The 18,591-nt window shown below is 67.7% G+C and carries 15 protein-coding genes and 1 pseudogene; 5 read left to right on the forward strand and 11 right to left on the reverse strand.

What is annotated here, in order from left to right; translation table 11 throughout:
- Positions 1 to 174: 174 nt before the first annotated feature.
- From SJY07_RS00120 to SJY07_RS00140, 5 genes and pseudogenes are all read right to left on the reverse strand, one after another.
- Positions 175 to 1,463 (reverse strand): IS3 family transposase gene (locus SJY07_RS00120; protein WP_380156091.1). Its coding sequence is split into 2 segments (ribosomal slippage): positions 175 to 1,190 and positions 1,190 to 1,463, totalling 1,290 coding nucleotides; the frame shifts between segments, so codons are not numbered across the junction.
- Between the two features lie 154 nt (positions 1,464 to 1,617).
- The gene (locus SJY07_RS00125) at positions 1,618 to 2,058 is read right to left on the reverse strand and encodes a hypothetical protein (RefSeq protein ID WP_380156093.1); all 441 of its coding nucleotides are present in this window, start codon (positions 2,056 to 2,058) and stop codon (positions 1,618 to 1,620) included.
- Between the two features lie 155 nt (positions 2,059 to 2,213).
- Positions 2,214 to 2,810 (reverse strand): annotated as a pseudogene (locus SJY07_RS00130) (transposase); the annotation flags it as partial.
- A gap of 153 nt (positions 2,811 to 2,963) precedes the next feature.
- Positions 2,964 to 4,463 (reverse strand): IS1380 family transposase, encoded by a 1,500-nt coding sequence (locus SJY07_RS00135; protein WP_380156095.1) that lies wholly within the window; start codon positions 4,461 to 4,463, stop codon positions 2,964 to 2,966.
- 387 nt (positions 4,464 to 4,850) lie between these two features.
- Positions 4,851 to 5,303 (reverse strand): HIT family protein, encoded by a 453-nt coding sequence (locus SJY07_RS00140; protein WP_380156097.1) that lies wholly within the window; start codon positions 5,301 to 5,303, stop codon positions 4,851 to 4,853.
- A gap of 578 nt (positions 5,304 to 5,881) precedes the next feature.
- On the opposite strand from SJY07_RS00140, the gene SJY07_RS00145 reads away from it, so the two are divergent.
- Positions 5,882 to 6,373: a hypothetical protein gene (locus SJY07_RS00145; protein ID WP_380156099.1), complete on the forward strand. Its 492-nt coding sequence runs from the start codon at positions 5,882 to 5,884 to the stop codon at positions 6,371 to 6,373.
- A gap of 146 nt (positions 6,374 to 6,519) precedes the next feature.
- On the opposite strand, the gene SJY07_RS00150 is transcribed toward SJY07_RS00145, so the two are convergent.
- From SJY07_RS00150 to SJY07_RS00170, 5 genes are all read right to left on the reverse strand, one after another.
- Positions 6,520 to 7,008 carry a hypothetical protein gene (locus SJY07_RS00150; RefSeq protein WP_380156101.1) on the reverse strand — a complete coding sequence of 163 codons (489 nt, stop codon included), beginning with the start codon at positions 7,006 to 7,008 and terminating at the stop codon, positions 6,520 to 6,522.
- 348 nt (positions 7,009 to 7,356) lie between these two features.
- Positions 7,357 to 7,650: a hypothetical protein gene (locus tag SJY07_RS00155; RefSeq protein ID WP_380156103.1), complete on the reverse strand. Its 294-nt coding sequence runs from the start codon at positions 7,648 to 7,650 to the stop codon at positions 7,357 to 7,359.
- A complete protein-coding gene (locus SJY07_RS00160; protein WP_380156105.1) occupies positions 7,647 to 9,149 on the reverse strand; it encodes a DUF2254 domain-containing protein in 1,503 nt (500 codons plus the stop codon). The genes SJY07_RS00155 and SJY07_RS00160 overlap by 4 nt, the downstream gene beginning before the upstream one ends.
- Before the next feature lie 312 nt (positions 9,150 to 9,461).
- The gene (locus SJY07_RS00165; RefSeq protein WP_380156107.1) at positions 9,462 to 11,546 is read right to left on the reverse strand and encodes a SpoIIE family protein phosphatase; all 2,085 of its coding nucleotides are present in this window, start codon (positions 11,544 to 11,546) and stop codon (positions 9,462 to 9,464) included.
- 168 nt (positions 11,547 to 11,714) lie between these two features.
- Positions 11,715 to 11,957 carry a WhiB family transcriptional regulator gene (locus tag SJY07_RS00170; RefSeq protein ID WP_380156109.1) on the reverse strand — a complete coding sequence of 81 codons (243 nt, stop codon included), beginning with the start codon at positions 11,955 to 11,957 and terminating at the stop codon, positions 11,715 to 11,717.
- Between the two features lie 562 nt (positions 11,958 to 12,519).
- On the opposite strand from SJY07_RS00170, the gene SJY07_RS00175 reads away from it, so the two are divergent.
- The 3 genes from SJY07_RS00175 (at position 12,520) to SJY07_RS00185 (ending at position 15,785) form a co-directional block, all read left to right on the forward strand.
- Entirely contained in the window at positions 12,520 to 13,449 is a 930-nt protein-coding gene (locus SJY07_RS00175) for a ferritin-like domain-containing protein (protein WP_380156111.1), read from the forward strand.
- Between the two features lie 186 nt (positions 13,450 to 13,635).
- Positions 13,636 to 14,694: a cell wall-binding repeat-containing protein gene (locus SJY07_RS00180; RefSeq protein ID WP_380156113.1), complete on the forward strand. Its 1,059-nt coding sequence runs from the start codon at positions 13,636 to 13,638 to the stop codon at positions 14,692 to 14,694.
- Between the two features lie 440 nt (positions 14,695 to 15,134).
- Complete coding sequence (locus SJY07_RS00185) at positions 15,135 to 15,785, forward strand: DoxX family membrane protein (protein ID WP_380156115.1); 651 nt, start codon at positions 15,135 to 15,137, stop codon at positions 15,783 to 15,785.
- A gap of 179 nt (positions 15,786 to 15,964) precedes the next feature.
- Here SJY07_RS00185 and SJY07_RS00190 read toward each other — a convergent pair whose 3' ends face one another.
- Positions 15,965 to 17,032, reverse strand: coding sequence for an NAD-dependent epimerase/dehydratase family protein (locus tag SJY07_RS00190; protein WP_380156117.1), 1,068 nt, complete (start codon positions 17,030 to 17,032; stop codon positions 15,965 to 15,967).
- Between the two features lie 422 nt (positions 17,033 to 17,454).
- On the opposite strand from SJY07_RS00190, the gene SJY07_RS00195 reads away from it, so the two are divergent.
- Positions 17,455 to 17,769, forward strand: a complete 315-nt coding sequence (locus SJY07_RS00195) for a hypothetical protein (protein ID WP_380156119.1) — start codon at positions 17,455 to 17,457, stop codon at positions 17,767 to 17,769.
- Positions 17,770 to 18,591: the final 822 nt, after the last annotated feature.

Below are 18,591 nucleotides of genomic sequence, written 5' to 3' on the forward strand. Positions count from 1 at the left end.
AGCGACGGTTGAGGCCAGATCATCGGGGCAACTCAGAGATTGATATACGTCGTCGGGTTATGGACGCTGCGACCGCACGCTCATACCGCGCTGCGGTCACCCAAAGAACCGCACCCAGTCGAGGGACATCACCGCGCTATATCAGTCTGAAGCGTCACGGCTTCTCCGCCGTCTTCACATGGGGCACAACTCCTGGATGGAGTCGCTGAGGTCAGCGTAGTGGGCGGCCTCAGCCTCAGCAGGTGGACGGTAATCCAACCGGGAGTGCAGCCGGGAGTTGTTCCACCACTCCACCCAGGTAGCCGTGGCGTACTCCACATCGGAGAGAGTCTTCAACGGCCCGGCGTGAAAGGGACCGGTGCGGATGCACTCGGTCTTGTAGAGGCCGATCACCGTCTCCATCAGGGCGTTGTCGTAGGCGTCACCGACCGAACCGATCGACGCCGCGAAACCCTCGATGAACAGATGCTCGGTCAGCCTCAAACTCTTGTACTGCGACCCGGCATCCGAGTGCACGATCAACCCCGGCGCCACAGGTGTCCCCGCATGCTCCCGTCCCCAGGTCGCCATCCGCAGACAGGTCAGGACCAGCTCGGTGCGCTTGCTGGTCCTCGCGTGCCAGCCCACGATCCGCTGAGCAAACACGTCGACGATGAAAGCGACCGCAAGGGTGGGGTAGACGAACCCCGCCCACGTCCAGACATACGTGAAGTCCGCCACCCAGACAACGTTCGGCGCCGGGGCGCTGAACTTCCGGTTCAGCAGGTCCCCGGCCCGCACCCCGTCCTTGCCGGGGACGGTGGTGCGGATCTTCTTCGCCCGCCGGGCCCCGTTCATGCCTTCTGCGCGCATCAATCGGTCCACGGTGCAGTGCGCCACCGCCAGGCCCGCCCGGCGCAGATGGGCAACCATCTTCCGCCGCCCGTACAGCGACTCCGGTTGCCCAACAGTGCTGCGCAGGGCGTTGACGACATGCGCGTCGGACACGGTTCTCATCGACGGGACCGGGCCCTGCTCCCAGGCCCGGTAGGTTCTCGCGGCGACCTGGTAACCCTGCTCGGTGAGCACGGCGCAGATCGACTCGACCGCGAAACCCCTGACCCTCATCTCGTTGACGAAGGCGATGATCAACGCTGGCGCGGTGGGGGCACCTCCCGCTTGCGGGGGACGAGCTCCCACGAGAAGAAAATCGAGGCGGAACGGAGTATCTCGTTGGCCTCACGCAGGCGCTTGTTCTCCGCCTTCAGCGCCTTGATCTCCTCCACCTCGGCGCTGCTGAGACCGGGCTTGGCGCCGGCATCGACCTGAGCCTGGTCGACCCAGCGCTGCAGGCTGGCGCGGGAGACGCCGAGGCGTTCGCTGATGGCTACGCACGCTGCGCGCAGGGAGGGGTAGTCGCCTTGGTGGTCCAGGACCATCCGCACTGCTCGGTCTTTGATCTCGGCGGGGTACTGCTTGGGCATGATCGTCATCCTGACCCATCAGGAAGCGGCATCAAAGCCGTGACGCTTCAAGGTGATCCTCGCTTGCATCATGCTGCGCCTTCGATGAACCGCGCCACGACGTGAGTCGAACCACCACGAAATCGCGACGGAACTACGGCGGACTCGAGAAGGGTTACGTCCAACCGGTGCGCGTGTCAGGGATCTGCAGTCCCGGCCACCGCAAGTCGATGCTCACCAGCTTCCCCGCCGGCAGCGGCTGCAGCCGGAGAGTCCGTTCTGCGGTTCGCGTCGGGTCGTCGTCGGTCATGTACGAGCCGCCTTCACCGCCGGCCAGCAGGGGCAAGTCGCCGGCCGATGGTGAGGAGTGTTCGCTACTACCGCTGGTGGGGGCTTGCCGCTGTAGTGAGGACACGTTGCCCACCGACTGCCCGTCAGAGAAGTTCAACGTCAGTCGTAGCCTCGCTGGCCCGCCTGGATCCTCGCCGAAAGCGCCAGCTTCATCGAACAGGTCAGAGGTGACGTCATGCGTCACGGGGCTGGTGTGACGAACGTTCAGCGTGAACGTGGCCTGCGCCGCTTCAACGGAGATCAGGTTTAGGTCGACGGTCGCCACCGGCGACGACCCGATGGTTAAGGACTTGAACATACGACCTCCACCCGTAGACGCACATCGAGGAGTGCTGACGAAGCTACTACTGCGCCAGTACCTCCCGAAGGTCAAGTCCATGGAGGTGGTGTACGACGTTCGCCGCGAGATGCTCCGTGTGATCAGGCCGTCAGGGCCTGCAGAGTGAGGTCGGAGTTCACCTCCGACGCGGTCTCGATGGTGTCGGCTCCGCCGGGCATCGCGATCAACCGACAACGGCCCAGCAGGTCCAGGCCGAGGTAGCGCCGGCCCTCGGTCCACTCATCGTCCTGCTCAGCCAAGACGGCCCCGACGAGGCGGATCAGGGAGTCGCGGTCGGGGAAGATAGCCACGACGTCGGTGCGGCGGCGGATCTCCCGATTCAACCGTTCCTGCGGGTTGTTCGACCAGACCTGACGCCAGACCTCCTTCGGGAACGCGGTGAACGCGAGAACGTCGGCGCGGGCCGCGTCCAGATGGGCGGCGACCTTCGGCAGTTTCTGCTCCACGGCGTCCAACAGGCGGTCGAATTGGGCGTGCAACGAGTCCGCGTCCGGCTGGTCGTAGACGCTGTGCAGCAACGTCTTCACCCAAGGCCACAACGTCTTCGGTGTAACCGACATGAGGTTCGCGGCGTAGTGCGTCCGGCACCACTGCTAGCTGGCGCCGGGCAGGGGCGCCCCGATCGCTGCGACCACGCCGGCGTGGGCGTCGGAGGTGATGAGTCGGACGCCGCTCAGCCTGGATCCACCACCGAATGACCGATGAGCTCGTGGTGACCTGCCGAAGGCAGGTCACCACGAGCAGGGCATCAGATAGCCGCCGACCGGGTGTCGGCTCTTCCACGGCGATTCCTGGTCGTGCCCTCTCGGGCGGTGGGCGTCGGGCAGTGCTCAGATCCGGCGGGTCACGACCGGCTGATGCCGGTCGATCTCAACGATGGCGGCCAACACGTTCTCCAAGCCGGACTGCCAGGGCCAGCCGGACGGGGCGTGCAACCGCAGCCGACGAGCCGAGAACGCGACCCGCGCAGGCAAGCTGATCAGCTTGCCCCGGATCGTCCCAGCACGTTCGCGACGGTGGGTCGTCCCCGCCAACGCGGCAATGGCTCGGGTCAGGTTGTGCGTGATCGCGGCCAACACCAACCAGGCAGCGTTGGCCTGGAACTTCCCCGACGGCAGATGCGCCAACGGCCCGTCCTTGGCCTCGGCGATCACCGACTCGATCACCGCGTGCGCGCGGTGATCTTTCTCCGCGACCAGCATCGGCAGCGGGGAGTCGGTGAACACCGCGTGATAGCGATAGGTCTCGAACAACTCACCCTGCCCCCGACCGAGAGCGGCGGGGTTCAACCGTTTGACGCGGCGGACGATCAACCGCGCCCTCACGTGCTCAGCCTTCCTGCGGCCGGTGAACGCGGTGTAGGTCGTCTCGGCGACCTCGGCATCAGAAACCCAGCGCCGGTCGTCTTCATCCCAGACCGCGTCGGTGTACTTGATCGGCGTCCAGGCATCGTCGGCGATGCCCGCGATCGCCCGCCGGACAGCGGGATTGCTGCGAGCGGTGAGGGAGAAGCGGGCCCGGCCGCGGCGGGCGGCGGCGATCACGGCGTGGTTGTAGTAAGCCGAATCGGCCCGCACGATCACCAACCCGCCACCGGTAGCCGCACCAGCACCAGCACCAGCACCGGTGCCGGTGCCGGTGCCGGCGCCGGTGCCGGTGCCGGTGCCGGTGCGTTTGAGGGTCGCCAGGGCATCGCCCAGTAGTTTCGGCGCACCCTTAGCGCTGGCGACCGATCCCTTTCGCAAGCGGGTTCCCACGATCACCGGCGTGCTGGCCGGGGTGGTCGCGGTCACCAGCATCGCGTTCAGGCCTTTGACTTTCGAGTAGCCGTATCCGGCGCCCTGCTTGGCGTAGCCGTAGGTCTGGCGGATGGTGTCGTCGACATCGACGTAGAGGATCTGGTCGGCATCGGCCAGTAGCGGTGACCCAACCGCGGCGGTCGTGGTCTGCAGGCCGGTCAGGAACCGGGCCGCGACGGCGTCGAGTTGGCGGACGTGGCCGTGAGTGAAGGTCCGCAGGAACGTCCCCAAGGTCGAGGGGGCGCGGACGTCGTCGAACAGTTTCGTGCTCGCGCCGTGTCGCAGGACGTCCATGTCGTCGATGCTGTCGGCGCCGACTAACATCCCGGCGACCAGGCCGGTGGCCTTGGCCGCAGCGTTAGCCGACCCGGGCCCGGCGAGGGTGAGGTGCTGGCCGAGCAGGTCGTGCAGGCCCGCGGTCTGGGCCAGTTGCAGGGCCGGGGCCAGGCCGGCGTGGGCGATGAGGTTTGGGTCGTCGAAGGTGATCGAGGACGCCGCCGCGGTGGTGGGGAGGGCGTGCGAGACTTGCATTTGGCGGGTGTCTTCCTTGCTGCTGCGTTGGAACCGTAGAGAAGTCCCATCGTTGCAGGTCAGAAGCCACCCGCCGCCTCACGTACTGGCCCCCGCAGCATCACGGGACGGTGGATCCAGGCTCAGGACGCGCGACGGCCGCCGGGCTGAGTAGCCCGGCGGCCGTGACGTGGTGGTCGATCCGGCAGTCGCCTCTCGGCGATGGGCCGCTCGAGGCGGCTGAAGGTGAGGCCCGGGGACATGCAGCGGATCGACCATCCTCCACAAGCCGTCGCTGGGCAGCGGCATTCCCGGTGTCACCGCGCTTCAACCCAGCCCATCAGACGCCCGGTCATCCCGCGGTGCGCGCTCGGGGAGACATCAGGGCTCGTGAGCAGGACCGGGCGCCTAGGATTCCCAGCCGATGGCTGCAGCGATTCGAGCGTGAACTTCGTCGTCCCCGTCGAGGCGGTGCGCAGAGCGACCATTGGGCCAGTGCGTGACGCCGTCATCGGGCCAGCAGGGCACAACATGGAAGTGCAGGTGCGGCACGCTCTGCCCACTAGCCGGACCGCTGGCGTTCAAGACGACGACACCCGAAGCGCCCAAGGCTTGCTGCATCGCTCGCCCCACTCGCTGAACCAACGCCGTCGTGGCCTGGAGCGCCTCAGCTGGCGCATCGAGCACCCCCTCGCAGTGCAGCCGAGGAACGACGAGGGTGTGGCCCTCCGCCAACTGCCCCTGGGGGCGGGGACTGAACGCCACGGCGAGGTCTTCCTGAGCGACCCATCGGGCGGGTGCACCGGCGATGAGCTGACAGAAGACGCAGTCGACCTTTTCGGCCACCTCGTCGACGAGCATGACGACGATCTTGCCGGGTCCGCCCGTTCCCTGGCAAAGCGTTTCCGACCCCAGCGAACCGACTCGTCGCAAGTCACGGTCATCCCGCGCTGCGCGTGACGTCGCGGCTTGGGCGCCGTCATAGACGTTGCAGACCCTCCGAACCTGTCGACGTCCTCGCGCCGGCAACACCCGTCAGCTCCCCACGGATCCATCTGAACGGACCCGACATCGTGATCACCGTCGGTACCTTCGGTCCATGTTTCAGCAACCCGGCCCCTGGCTCCTGTTGTCGGTGCTCGTCCCGATCGTCGTATGGGCCGTCGGCGTGGCCATCACCGCCTACGTCGCCTACCGCGTCGTGCGCGCTGGCGTCAGAGACGGTATCCGAGCGGCCCGCTCGGAAGGGGATCCAGGTCGCGACCGGTTGGAGTAACGGCAGGCGCTGAGGCATCACCAGCCGGGACCAACCGTCCGATCATCCCGATGCGGACGTTGTCACTGACGCCTCTCGACTTCACTCATCTGCCGACGAGCGAGGTTGAAACAAGCTGCGAGATCGAGCACATGCCCGAGGCCGATATGCCAAGGTGCAAGACGTGGATCAAGCCCATCTCCTCGACGCCCACGACCACCTCGTGGCCATGAACTACGGCCAATTCGAGCTGTGGACCGACTACTGGAGCGACGACCTCGACACCGAAGCCGTCCTCCAACGGGCCCTGAACGGCAACCACATCGCGCAAGAAGACCACCTGCTGATCATCACCTGCCCTCACCAGAACAACTTCGAGATGCCGCTGCGCTTGGAGCGCTGGGACGCCGCACCGCAAGAGGACCTGCAGGACTGGCAGGAGGCGTACGAAGCGCACGTGAGCGTGAATGAATACGGCCTCTACTACCAATCCCCGACCCTGGAGGGCACCCAGCTGCCCGTCCCCGCCGGGGAGTACCACGCTCTGATCACCGGCAGGGGCTTCATCAGCCGCGGCTGGCCCGGAAGCACCGCCCCCGGCGATGCCTGGCGCATCCGTCTTTGGCCCTCCAGCGGTCCGGACGCACCACGCCAACTGCTCGCCTGGACGAGCTGACCAGCCTCTGACGTCCTGCGGGCGACTTCGCGCTCATCCCGCGTTGTGCGGTCCTGAGCTGCCGGCGACGTCGCGGTCGTGTCGAAAAGCGGACGATGCCTCAAGTACCTGAAGGAGCACGACCTCACGCTGCGTCGCGACGACGCTCACCGGCGCTTAGTCGCCTGGATGTGCGCGAAGTAGATCCCGTAGGTGCCGCGATCGTTGAAGACCGCATCGCCGAGCTCGATCGGGGAGGTGAGGTAGGCCGTCCACACCACGCGCCCGCGGGCCTCGACGTCGCTCGTCGACGCACCGCCAGCGCACCAGGGATGGGAGGTGAGCATCCATCCGAGGGCGAAGAGCACCTCGACGTCGCCCGGGTGAGCCGCCAGCAGGTGCTCGCAGGTTGGCAGGAAGAAGCCCTCTTCCACCGCTTGGGAGCTGGACACATCGGGTAGCCCCGTCAGAAACTGCGGTTCGGAGCAGGAGTACCAGTCCAAGAACGCCAAGCGCAGCGCTGTCTCACGATCACGCTCACCCGCCCGCCAACGTCCAGCTAGCTGAGCTCGAGCCGGGGCGAGGGTCTTGCTGGCACCTGCGGTGTACAGCGCTTCCAGCGCGGTGATCTCCTCCAACGTTACGCAGCGGCTCACAATCCCCATCCTCGCTGCAGACAGCTTCGCTGGTCATCCCCGCCGGACCGCTGGACGCCCCGACCGCTGACATCGCCACCTGCTCAACCCTGTAGAAGCAGCCATCGACTCTCGACAGCACGGTCATCCCACGGTGCGGGGTCTGCTGCGCTGATCAGTGACAACCGAACTGGCTTGCTCCCGTGCAGGCCCTACCTCGACACCGACTATGACATCAGCGAGGCTACGGTTATGACGTTCACGGCCGCGCCGTGCGAGAGCGTGGCATCGCCGGCCGCGGCATCGTCCACGGCTCAGGACGAGAACACACTCCTGGGTCCTAGAACGGGGTCTCCTGGCTGTACCAGTTCAAGGCTGCGGCTCCACTACGAAGTGCGAGCTGGTCTGCACCTGGTTCTGCTGCACCTGGCGTGCGCACTGATCTGCTCCTGAAAACTTCTTCCACCTGCCGGGTAGCACCACTCGCGCCGCAGCCTGCAACGCCACCACGACAACGATCAGCGCCGGACTGAACAGCACTTTCACTCCGGTGGTGGCACTGACCCCGACCAGCGTGACCCCCAGGATGTGCACCGCACCCGAGGGATCCACACCCGTCTCGGTTGCAGTGCTCGCGATGCCCGAAACCAGTTCCGCGTTCACCGCTGCCCGTCACTGAACGGTGCGGGGTTCTCGGTGGTGGTGGATCGCCACACCCCCTGCAGAGCCCGGCGCACCTGCTCACCCTGGGCACGTAGAGCGGCCGCTTCGCTCTCGTCGTGATCCCCGTCCCGAGCCGCCGCGGCCGCGGTGGCGTCCAGACGGGCCAGCTGGTTCCCGACCGCGGTGACCGCTTCGGCCGCCTGAGGGGTATCCGCGCGTGCGCACCAAGCCAGCGCCCGCAACAACTCATACAGAGCGGCCAGAACGCTGGGATCGGCCGCGCCGTAGCGTCGCGGTTGGGCCACGGCCAGGTCGAGCAGGCCCGAGATCGAGGGCCGGGCCACCAGGACCCGTAGCCCCCGAGGATTCCTGCCGCCTTCACTGTCGCTGTCGCCGTCATCATCGCCGTTGCCGTTGCCGTTGCCGTTGCCGTCCTCGCCGTCGTACAGGCCCTTCGGGCCCAGAGGGCGACCCACAAGTTCACACAACAAAGCCGAAGAATGCCCCAGCGCATGCACCGCGGTCGTCGGATCGTTGATCCCCGGCGACAGCGCCTTCGTCGCCACATCGCTCAACTGGCGCAACCCGAAGGCGACGTCCTGAGCCTCGGTGCGCTCAGGTCCGATGACCACCGCATCGGCCACCGCCTCCTCCAACTCACTCAGCACTTCCTGCCCCACCACCGTGCCGCTACCGGCCGGCCACACCCAGGCGATGGGAGTACCGGCCACCACCGAGGCTCCCGGCAGCGGCTCGACGACAACCAGCACGTCCGCTCGCACCGCAGCAGCCAACACCGCGTCCTCATCGACCCGGACCAAAAACCCCGAACGGCGGGCCAGCAGCGGCACCGCACTCCGCGGGGGATGCAGGTCCGCGGCGGGGTCACCGGTCAAGCCGGTCGCGACGGGACCGCGGGGTCGGGGGCCATCCAGCACCGCCCGGGCGGTGTCGCTGGCGTCCTCATGCACGGTCCGCAGCATCGTCTCCACCCGAATCTCCCCCGCCAGGTGGGCCAAGAAGAGGACCAGGGCGATGACACTGGCGATGGTCAGCACGAAGGCCACCGTCACCGAGAACTGCGGCACGAACGCGGCGCCCTCCTCATCAGCCGAGCGCACCGTCCGCTCCACCGTCAAGGCGTAGGTGAAGGTGGCCAGGAAGATCCCCAACGTGACGTGGACGAAGCGGTCCCGGGTGAAGGTGCGCAGCAGCCGGGGGGAGAACTGACTGCTGGCCAGCTGCAAGGTCACCACCGTGAGGGAAAACGTCAACGACGTCACGGTGATGAGGGAACTGCTGATGGCGTCGAGGATGGTGCGCGCCGCCCCGGGACCGCCGCTGAAGAGCAGGTCCGAGATCCAGGCGGGGACGTGGTCGTCGGCGAGGCGGTCCAGGCGGGGCAGGAAGATCCCGGCCAGCAGGCCGAGCATCACGCAGGCCACCGGCACCGGCCACAACGAGGTCCGCGCAGCGGTCACTGCCGCCCGCAGCCGCATCGCGCGGCCCCTCACCTGCGCACCCCGATCACGACCGAAGTCACCGAGACCACGGCAGCCCCAGCCCTGCCAGACACCACCACCACACCACCATCGACCAGCACAGATCCACCTCTTCTACCGCGAACCCCCCGGGGCGGGGGTCGGTGAACAGTGACACCGCGCCACCGGCACCGCCTGACGACATCCGGATCAGGTCGTTGAGGCGCTGTCACGGCTTCATCGTCACTACTCCGCCGTCACTACTCCGCCGACACGGATCCGGCGTCACTACTTCTCGGTCACTACTTCGCCATCACGGATCCGGCGTCACTACTCCGGCGGGACGACGTCGGGGATGCGGTTCGGGCCGGCCACCGCGGGACGGGGAACATCCTGAGGGTGCAGCTGAACGGCGATGAGGGCGACGTCGTCCTCAGGTCGCTCGGGTACCAGCCTCTCGAGAAGCCCGTCGACGAGGGCGTCAAGGTCTGCGCTCTCCAGCGCCAGCTCCTCGGCGGTCTGGACGAGGCGGTTGAGCCCGGTCTGCAGAGACTCCGTACGCCGCTCGATGAGCCCGTCGGTGTACAGCAGGACCGTAGAGCCGCGCTCGAGGGTGACCACCGACTCCTGCCGGGCGGTGTCCAGGTCGAAGCCCAGCAACAAGTTCGCCTCTTGCGTCTCCAGCAAACGCACGCGCGCGTCGGGGTCGACGACCAGCGGAGGAAGGTGGCCGGCGTTAGACCACCGCAGCCGACTGACACCCTGCTCGTGCTCCTCGGCGTCCTGCTCCAGGCGGGCCACCACCGCGGTGGCGCTGGTGGACAGCATCAGGAGCCTTAGGAGCCGGTCAGTAGCACTGAGCACTGCGGCCGGCCCGTCCCCGGTGTGCGCCGCGACCGCGCGGAGCATGGTGCGCACCTGTCCCATCGCCGCCGCGGCGATCGTGTCGTGCCCGATGACGTCGCCGATGACCAGCACGGTGGAGCCGTCGGGTTGGAAGAAGGCGTCGTACCAGTCCCCACCGATCTGCGCCGTGCGCGCGGCGGCGCGATAGCGGACGACCACCTGCAGGTGGTCCGGTTCGGGTGGCTCGGTGAGCATCGAGCGCTGCAGCGTCTCCCACGCCGCAGCCGCCTCGGCGTGGGCGGCGACCTCGGCCTCGTGCACCAGCAACCGGTCCAGCACCTGCGCGCACTGGGCGGCGAAGGCATCCAGCAGTTCCATCTGCTCAACGTCGAAAGTCTGCGGCTGATGCCACCCCGCGGTCAACGAACCCAGCACCCGCCCGTCGGCGACCAGGGGCAGGCAGGCGAAGGCCTGAGAACCGGTGGAATCCATCACCGCCCGCATCTGCGGTGACCACGCCAGACACGCCGCGGCATCGCTCAGCAGCACCGTGCGTCCGGTGCTCGCCGCCACGCAGGCCGGCAACGCGCTGTCGGCGGGCAGCCGGGCGTAGTCACGTTGAGCGGCCGCGCCGAACCCGTCGGAGATGGTCAGATCCATCACCGAGGCATCGTCAGGGATGAAGACGGCCACAGCGCCGCTGTCGCAGCCGGTCGCGGCCAAGCCGTGCTCGGTGATCAGGTCGGTCAGCTCCAGGACGCTGCCGGCTTCGGCCAGGGCCAGGGCGGTGCGTGCCAACCCGGCCAGGCGCGCCACGGCCTGCTCCCGGGCCGCGGTCAGGGCCTGCACCTGGACGGCGCGCTCGTAGAGGTCGGCCTCCAACTGCTGGGCTCGACCACGCAGGGCCGCGGTGGAGCGCTGGACCTCCTGCTCGACCTCCTCCTGCGTCGCACCCCCACCTGAAAGGGTGGTGTTGGTGCGGGTGATCTCCTTGGTGACGTCCTCGGTCACGTGCAGCAACGCGGTGACCTGCCCACCAGCACCAGCACTGGGACCGGCGCCGGCGCCGAAGACGGGAAAGGTGGTGAAGCTCCACCACCGTTCGCTGAAGCCGGTGGGACTGTCAGCGTCGGGGATGTCGTACTTCTGCAGCGGCACCGGGTCAGCGACCCCGCTGGCCAGCACCCGCAGCATCGAAGCCCGCACCAGGACCAGCGGATCTTGCGCGTCTGCTTCGCCGCCGCCATTGCCGCCGCCATTGCCGCCGCCATTGCCGCCGCCATCGCCGCCCCCATCGCCGCCGCCACTGCCGATCTCGTGGCCCGGTAGGGCTGGAAGAGCTGCCTGCGCCAAGGGGAAGGCCTCGAAGAGGTAGCGACCGACCAGCTCCGCACGGGGGCGACCCATGGCCTGGAGGTAGGCACCGCTGACCTCGAGGATCACCAGGTCGGGGTCTAAGAGCATGCAGGGGAAGGGCAGGGCAGCGAAGATTCCCGGCAGGTGCTGCTGAGGGCCGATGACGCTCACAGTCACCATCATCACCGAATCCATTGACCCGCACGGATCCACGCTCAGTTTGCTCGTAGCCTCGCAGCCAGAGCGCATCACTTCGTCGAAGCCGTTCCGCCCCCTACGCGCTGAGGTCAGACCCATCCGTTGACCACGGCTTGTGTTCCTGGACTCAAGGCAAGCCGCTTACCGGCCTGGATCTGACGGGGCGTGTGGGCACGCCGTGCGTTACGCGCTGCGCTCGAGGCGGATCATCCGCTCACGATCACGCGCGGTGAGACCACCACGGACACCGAAGCGACCCGGGCCCCGCATCTCGTAGGCCATCGCGTCCTCGAGGCAGGCTTGGCGGACCGGGCACTGCCAGCAGACCGCGACCGCGGCGTCGTGGTGGCGGCGATTGACGTCAAACGTCTGATCGAACAACTCGATCTGGTCTCGGCAGACAGCACGGTGACGCCACTCGCTCATCCAGTGCCCTCCCAGAAAATCGAAGCAGCGTGCTCCCTGGCGCTCTATCGACAGCTCCCGGCCCGGACTTGAGCTTCCGACACGGTCAACATGACGCTCGGCGCACCTCGACACACGGGCTCGACATACGAGCTCGACACACGAGCGCGGCCCAAGGGGTCCAGCCAGCTCGGACGCATCCCGCCATGACTCAGCTCCCCTCGACTCAGATCCCGTCGAGGACCTTCGCCTCGACTTCCGCTACGCCCGTCCGTTCGCCCCGTCCAGGAGGCCACCTCAAGCCAACTTTTGCCTACTGCAAGTGATCGAAGTGTGACTAGGGGTGGTGATGGGGCCGAAGGTGCGGCACTCTGGTCTGTAGTGATCACCAGTGATCCGGGCAGCGAAGGGACACCATCCACCGCGCCCCATGATCCGAATGATCACCGCCTGCGACGTCTCACTGGTTCCCGATGGTTCCCATCCCGAGGGGTCGAAGGCACGGAAAAGCTGCCACTGGATGCACCCCGTGGCGTGATGACGGCACCCCCACGAACGGGGGTGCCCGGACAGGAAGCTGGCCATGTTCAAGAAGTCCCTCCTCGTCAACATGATCAACCGCAGCTCCGAGACCCCCGCCGACCGCCGCAACTTCCTGCGCGGCATGGGCCTGCTCTCCGCCGGAACCGTCGGCGCCGGCCTCCTCAGTGCTTCCGTCGCTGCCCCCGCGGAAGCGGCCGACGCTCCTAGCGATGCCAGCGTCCTCAACTTCGCCCTCAACTTGGAATACCTCGAAGCGGAGTTCTACTGCTACGCCGCCTACGGCCACGGCCTCTCCGAAGCGATGGCCGGCGGCACCGGCACCATGGGTGGCGTCACCGGCGGACACCGGGTCCCCTTCAAGTCCAAGGCGATGCGCTACTACGCCGAAGAGATCGCCAACGACGAGATCGCCCACGTGAAGTTCCTGCGTACGGCCCTCGGCAGCGCCGCCGTCTCCCGCCCGGCCATCGACCTGCAGAGCTCCTTCACCGGTGCCGCGCAGGCCGCCGGGGTCATCAAGGCGGGCGAGACCTTCGACCCCTTCTCCTCCGAGGCGTTCTTCCTGCTCGGGGCCTTCCTTTTCGAAGACGTCGGGGTCACCGCCTACAAGGGCGCAGCGCCGCTCATCCAGAACAAGGACTACCTCGAGGCCGCCGCCGGCATCCTCGCCGTGGAGGCTTACCACTCCGGCATCGTGCGCACCCTGCTCTACGAAAACGGCCTCTCCGCCCCCACCAACCTCATCTCCGATGCCCGTGACTCCCTCGACGGGACCGGCGCGGACAAGGACCAGGGCATCACCACCGGTGATTCCGGGCGCGCGAACCTCGTCCCCACCGACGCGAACTCGATCGCGTTCAGCCGCTCGCCCCAGGAAGTCCTCAACATCGTGTACCTGACCTCGGGCACCGGTGTCAGCAAGGGTGGGTTCTACCCCGCCGGGCTCAACGGCGAGATCAAGACCAGCTGAGCCACACCCCTCAGTACCTGCCCCGCCGCTGGTGATCAACCACTACGGGACCCGTCCTACTGATCCCTCGTCCCGTCTGCGGGCTGGCCTGGAGATGGGCCCGGAGATGGACTCTCGCATGGGCTCGCGTCACAGGGCACTCCCCCGCTCCACCCACCTACTTTCGCCACTTTGGAGTACACACTCGTGAAGAAGCACACCGCCCTCAGCGCCGGGCTGGCCCTACTCGTCGGCCTCGGCGGCGCCGCCGCCATCGCCGCCCCCGCCCAGGCCGCCACCGGCTTCACATTCGACCACCGCATCGCCGGAGCCGACCGCTTCGCCACCGCCGTGGAATCCTCCAAGCTGCTCGAACCCACCGACGGCGCCGCCACCGACGTCGTCATCGTCAACGGCTACGCCACCGTCGACGGCCTCACCGCCTCCTACCTCGCGGGGCTGAAGTCCGCACCCATCCTCTACACCGACACCACGGCGGTCCCCGCCGTCACCGCCGCCGAGATCGCCCGCCTGGGCGCGAAGAACGTCTGGATCATCGGCGGTAGCGACCGCGTCTCCACCGCCCAGGAAGACGCCTGGAAGGCCGCGGGCAAGGACGTCACCCGCATCGCCGGCGCCGACCGCTACGAGACCGCCGCCCTGGTCGCCGAAGCCGGCGGCACCGCCGAAGACGGGGACAACCCCAACGGCAACGCCCCCGAGCAGGTCTTCCTCGCCTCCGGCACCTCCACCGCCGACGCCTTGGCCGCCGGGCCGATCGCGTGGGCGCGTAACTACCCGATCCTGCTCACCGAAGCCGGCACCCTTCCGGCGGTGACCAAGACCGCGCTGGAGGAGCTGGGCAGCAGCAACCGCGTCGTCCTCGGTAGCTCCGCCTCGGTCTCCGACGCGGTGTATTCCCAGGCCGGTGGAACCCAGCGCCTGGGCGGCACCAGCCGACAGGACACCGCCACCAAGATCGCCGACTACGCCACCGCCAGCCAGAACTTCGACACCCAGTCCGTGGCCCTGGTCGGCGGCTCCGACACCACCGCAGCCGATGCCCTCTCCGCCGCGCCGGTCGCTGGGTCGCAGGGGGTGCCGTTGGTCTTCATCGACTTCGACGGCTCCCTCGGCGCCACGACGACCAGCTACCTCTCCGCGCACAAGACCAGCTACACCGGTCGCGGCACCGGCTGGATCTTCGGTGGAACCCCCTCCGTCCCCCAGGCCGCGGCTGATGCTGCCACCGCAGCAGTCCAGTAAGAACGCCTAGGAAGGCCCCGGCTCGTTGAAGGTACTCGTCAGCTGACACGAGCCATCCGTTCAACGCCGGGCAAGAACGTGATGATGTGACGGTGCGGTGCGGTGAGCGGGAGATCACCGCACCGCACCGCATCGCACCGCACTCATGGCGTTCTTCAAGATCACCCAGGTCAGCGCACCCTCGGGCTTCGCAACAGGTTCCAGCCCACGTCGTCACCGACCGCGGTGACGTCATCGTGACGTGGACCCCATCAGTCATCAGCGTCGGATTGGCGACGACCGCAGCCACCCAGGGCAGGACCCGCATCACCCGGACCCGCATCACCGAGACTCCAACCAGGACCTGTGCGAGCTAAGCAGTCGGGTGAAAACGCCCCCCGGTCCTGGTAACACCGCACTGGACCCATCGCCCACGTCGTTCGCTCCGAACGATCCCCGTGATGACGCCCCGGGAACACCTGCACCGAGCAAGTACCGCGGCCTACACGCTGTTGATGACGCAGAGTCTGCTGGTGCTGCGGCTGAGCATGGGCTTGGTGTTCTTCGGCTTCGGCGTCCTGAAATTCTTCCCTGGGGTCAGCCCCGCGCAAGACCTCGCGGTCACCACCACCCACATACTGACCTTCGGTCTGATCCCCGACCACCTCGCACTGATCGGCGTCGCCTCACTGGAAACGGTCATCGGTGCGTGCCTGCTGCTCGGCGGGAAGTTCCTGCCCGCTGCTCTGTTCCTCCTGATGCCCCAGCTGGCGGGGATCCTCTCCCCGATCATCCTGCTGCCGCACCGTCTCTTCGCCGGGCCCCACCACGCACCGACCTTGGAGGGGCAGTACGTCCTCAAAGACGTCGTCCTCCTCGGCGCTGCCCTGGTCATCGCCGCCGCCGTCCTCGATCAGAAGCGGAAGAGTCGGGTACTGCCCGCCCGGGAGAAGCTGGCCATCGTCCTAGCCGGAATCCGGGAGGAATGCCCCCTGGCGGAGCTGTGCGCGGAACACGGAATCACCGAGAGCGACTACCGCTCCTGGAAGAACGAAGTGCTCACCGCAGCCGAGGCCATCCGCTCCGCGCAGGCGGTCACCGCCCACGGCTGATGTCGACTCACCGGGGAACACCAAGAGTCACACCGCGCTTCGCTCGGAAGGGCTGCCCAGGACGCATCTGGTGCCTCGTGATCAGAGCTGCCCACGCAACCGGACGGACAGGCTGCCTGCGCTACAGCGGGTTCAGCACCCCCTCAACACCGTCACACCAGACGCCGACGCGGTGAGGCTCAGCCCGCCCACTCAGGGTCGGTGTCGTTGAGGCGCAACGCATCAGCGCTCGCGCCGGGCCCCACCACCGCCACCCCGGGCGGAGTGGCACAACGACGCAACGCCTCCCGCACCCCCGCCGCACCGCCCGGCGGCGACGGCACGAACCTTGAGATGGTGTCCTCGGTCACGACCATGGTGTTGCTCAGGCTGTCGACCAGGTCGGCCACCAACGGCGACGGCAACGGCACGATCCACCCGATGACCCGCGCCGCCAGAGCGGTGCTGACCCCTCGGACCGGCAGCAGGAACCGTCGACGGCCACTCACCTGCGCGTAGGTGGCGACGAGGTCGCGGTAGGGCAGCGCATCAGGTCCGCCGACGTCGTAGGCGCCGGCCGGCACGTCGGGCTCGGCACTGTGGCGCAGGTAGTGCACCACGTCGTCGACGGCGATCGGCTGCACCCGGTGCTTCATCCACACCGGTACCGGGACGACCGGCAGCCGGTCCACCAGGTGACGGATCAGCTCGAAGGAGGTGGACCCCGCCCCCAGCACGATCGCCGCCCGCAACCACACCAGGTCCACCCCCGGCCCGAACTCCCGCAGGGTCTCCCCGACCACGCGACGGCTCTCCAGGTGCTCCGACAGCTCCTGCCCCGGCGGGACCAGCCCGCCGAGGTAGACGATGCGCCGAACCCCGGCGGCCGCTGCTGCGGCGGCGAAGGTGCGGGCGCCGACCAGATCGGTCTCGGCGAAGTCACCCTCACCCAGACCGTGGACGAGGTAGTAGGCCACGTCGACCTGGCCGTGCTCGCTCAACGCGCGGGCGCAGGAGTCGGCGTCCATGACGTCCAGCTCCACGCTGGTCGCGGTCCCAGACGGGGTGAGGTCCTGGGATCCGGTGCGTGCCGCTGACGTGTCTTCCGGTGAGGTTCGTCCCGGTGACGTGCCTTCCGGTGAGGTGTCGAAGGCCGCGAGCTTCCCCGGATCACGGGCACCGGCGAGCACGTCGAAGCCCGCCTCCAGCAAGACGGGGACGAGACGGGAGCCGACGTAGCCGGTGGCTCCAGTGACAAGTGCACGCACTGAGGGACCGTACCCGCAGCGACCCGCAGCGGCCCTCGCCGACCCCGCGCCTCACCCGGACAGCCCCCGTCCGCGGGTACTCGGTGCGGAGGCGTGCGGGCGCACGGTCATACCGCGGCACCCACGGACGCACGGTAGGCGGCTTCACCGTCTTGTCGGCGGCGCCAGTCCGTGCACGCGAACGGCACCAGCAGATACCCGCCATCGCGCAGGTCCTTCCGCAGGCGGATGGTGGCGCTCAGCCCCGGAAAAGTACTCAAGCTGGCAACGAGAAGTTCCGAACCATCTAGAAGAAACTTGTACCTCACCACTTCTGGAGACTCGTCATGTCCTTCCCCGCGCGCTGGAGACTTCAGCGACAGGGTGCTCGATCGACGATGGCGTCGCCTACCCACTCCTCCGCTGTAGCTGTCGACGACCCCATGCTCGAGCTGGGCACCAGCAACCCGTTGGGAGACGTGCAACGGGCTCGGCTGCTGCACCAAGCCGTGCAACACGCGGTGACTCACGGGGCGGTGCTGGAGTCGATGTCCGCCCACCAGGCGGTCATCAGCTACCGGCCCAGCACCTCGCACCGGCGTCATGCCGTTGCCTCGGCGTGCAGCCTGTGCGGTTGGGCCTCGGCCTGGGTGAGCACCGTTGCGATGCGCGTGACGCGTCGCCGCAGGCTGCAGCTCAGCATCGATGACTCCGGCGTGATCACTTCCCGGTCGTTGGCGCTGACGCAGCAGCGCTAGCCCAGCTGCTCATCCCGCCTGGCCCGTAAGGTGCTCGACCTGGCCGGGGAAGATGCAGCGGAGCGCGACCCACCTAGAGCTTCCTCCATGCGGACAGTCCCCAGCGACGCCCACGGGCTTCAGCGACTTCGCGGTCATACCGCCGTGGGCGGGGCCGGGAACTTGAGCCGCTTCCTCGGACACCAAGCGGTCAGGTTGTGCTGTGCGTGAAGGGCTTAGCGATATCGACGTGGCCCTGCCGGCAACCGCTGGAGCCGAGCTACCTGTTGACGCGCACCACAGCGGGTGTCGTCATCAGCACGCGGTCATTCACCGGGGTGGGTTCGGTGTCGAGGTCCACGCTTCGCCGACGACAGACGTGACACACGCCGCGCCAAGCCAAGCGGGGCCCTCGGACCCGCTTCCCGCACAACGACCACGGGCTGGAACTACGCACCGAACGCTCCCGCACCAGATGGGCGTTGCGGCCACCGGATCCCCGCCACACCCACCGGCCGCTGACGTCGAACGTCTCGACGACGTCAAACGCCTTGACAACGTCAAACGCTTCGGCTCCGTCACCTCCGCTGGCGCCGTCGCGGAACTGAGAGGCGACGTTCACATCGCGCGGTAACTTCATTGGTTTCACCTCCCAGGATTTGCGTGGATGCGGATACAGCTCGAGGTATGCGGTGGGCAGTAACTGGCGGGCAGTGACTGGTGGGCAGTGGGCGATACAGAACGGATAGTTTCCTCGACCCAACGCCAACCTGACCATCCACGTCGCCGGCGTCAGACGCGGCCAACAGCGTCAGCCGGAACCGACGCAGCGACGGGGTTCAC

It is taken from the genome of Kineococcus sp. R86509 (assembly GCF_042466365.1).
Classification (GTDB): domain Bacteria; phylum Actinomycetota; class Actinomycetes; order Actinomycetales; family Kineococcaceae; genus Kineococcus.

Bases quoted from the DNA above. Each gene is read 5' to 3' on its own strand.
- SJY07_RS00135 (WP_380156095.1), bottom strand. From the start codon at position 4,463: ATGCAAGTCTCGCACGCCCTCCCCACCACCGCGGCGGCGTCCTCGATC.
- SJY07_RS00140 (WP_380156097.1), bottom strand. From the start codon at position 5,303: ATGCTCGTCGACGAGGTGGCCGAAAAGGTCGACTGCGTCTTCTGTCAG.
- SJY07_RS00160 (WP_380156105.1), bottom strand. From the start codon at position 9,149: ATGCGGCTGCGGGCGGCAGTGACCGCTGCGCGGACCTCGTTGTGGCCG.
- SJY07_RS00170 (WP_380156109.1), bottom strand. From the start codon at position 11,957: ATGAGCGAGTGGCGTCACCGTGCTGTCTGCCGAGACCAGATCGAGTTG.
- SJY07_RS00175 (WP_380156111.1), top strand. From the start codon at position 12,520: ATGTTCAAGAAGTCCCTCCTCGTCAACATGATCAACCGCAGCTCCGAG.
- SJY07_RS00185 (WP_380156115.1), top strand. From the start codon at position 15,135: ATGACGCCCCGGGAACACCTGCACCGAGCAAGTACCGCGGCCTACACG.
- SJY07_RS00195 (WP_380156119.1), top strand. From the start codon at position 17,455: ATGCTCGAGCTGGGCACCAGCAACCCGTTGGGAGACGTGCAACGGGCT.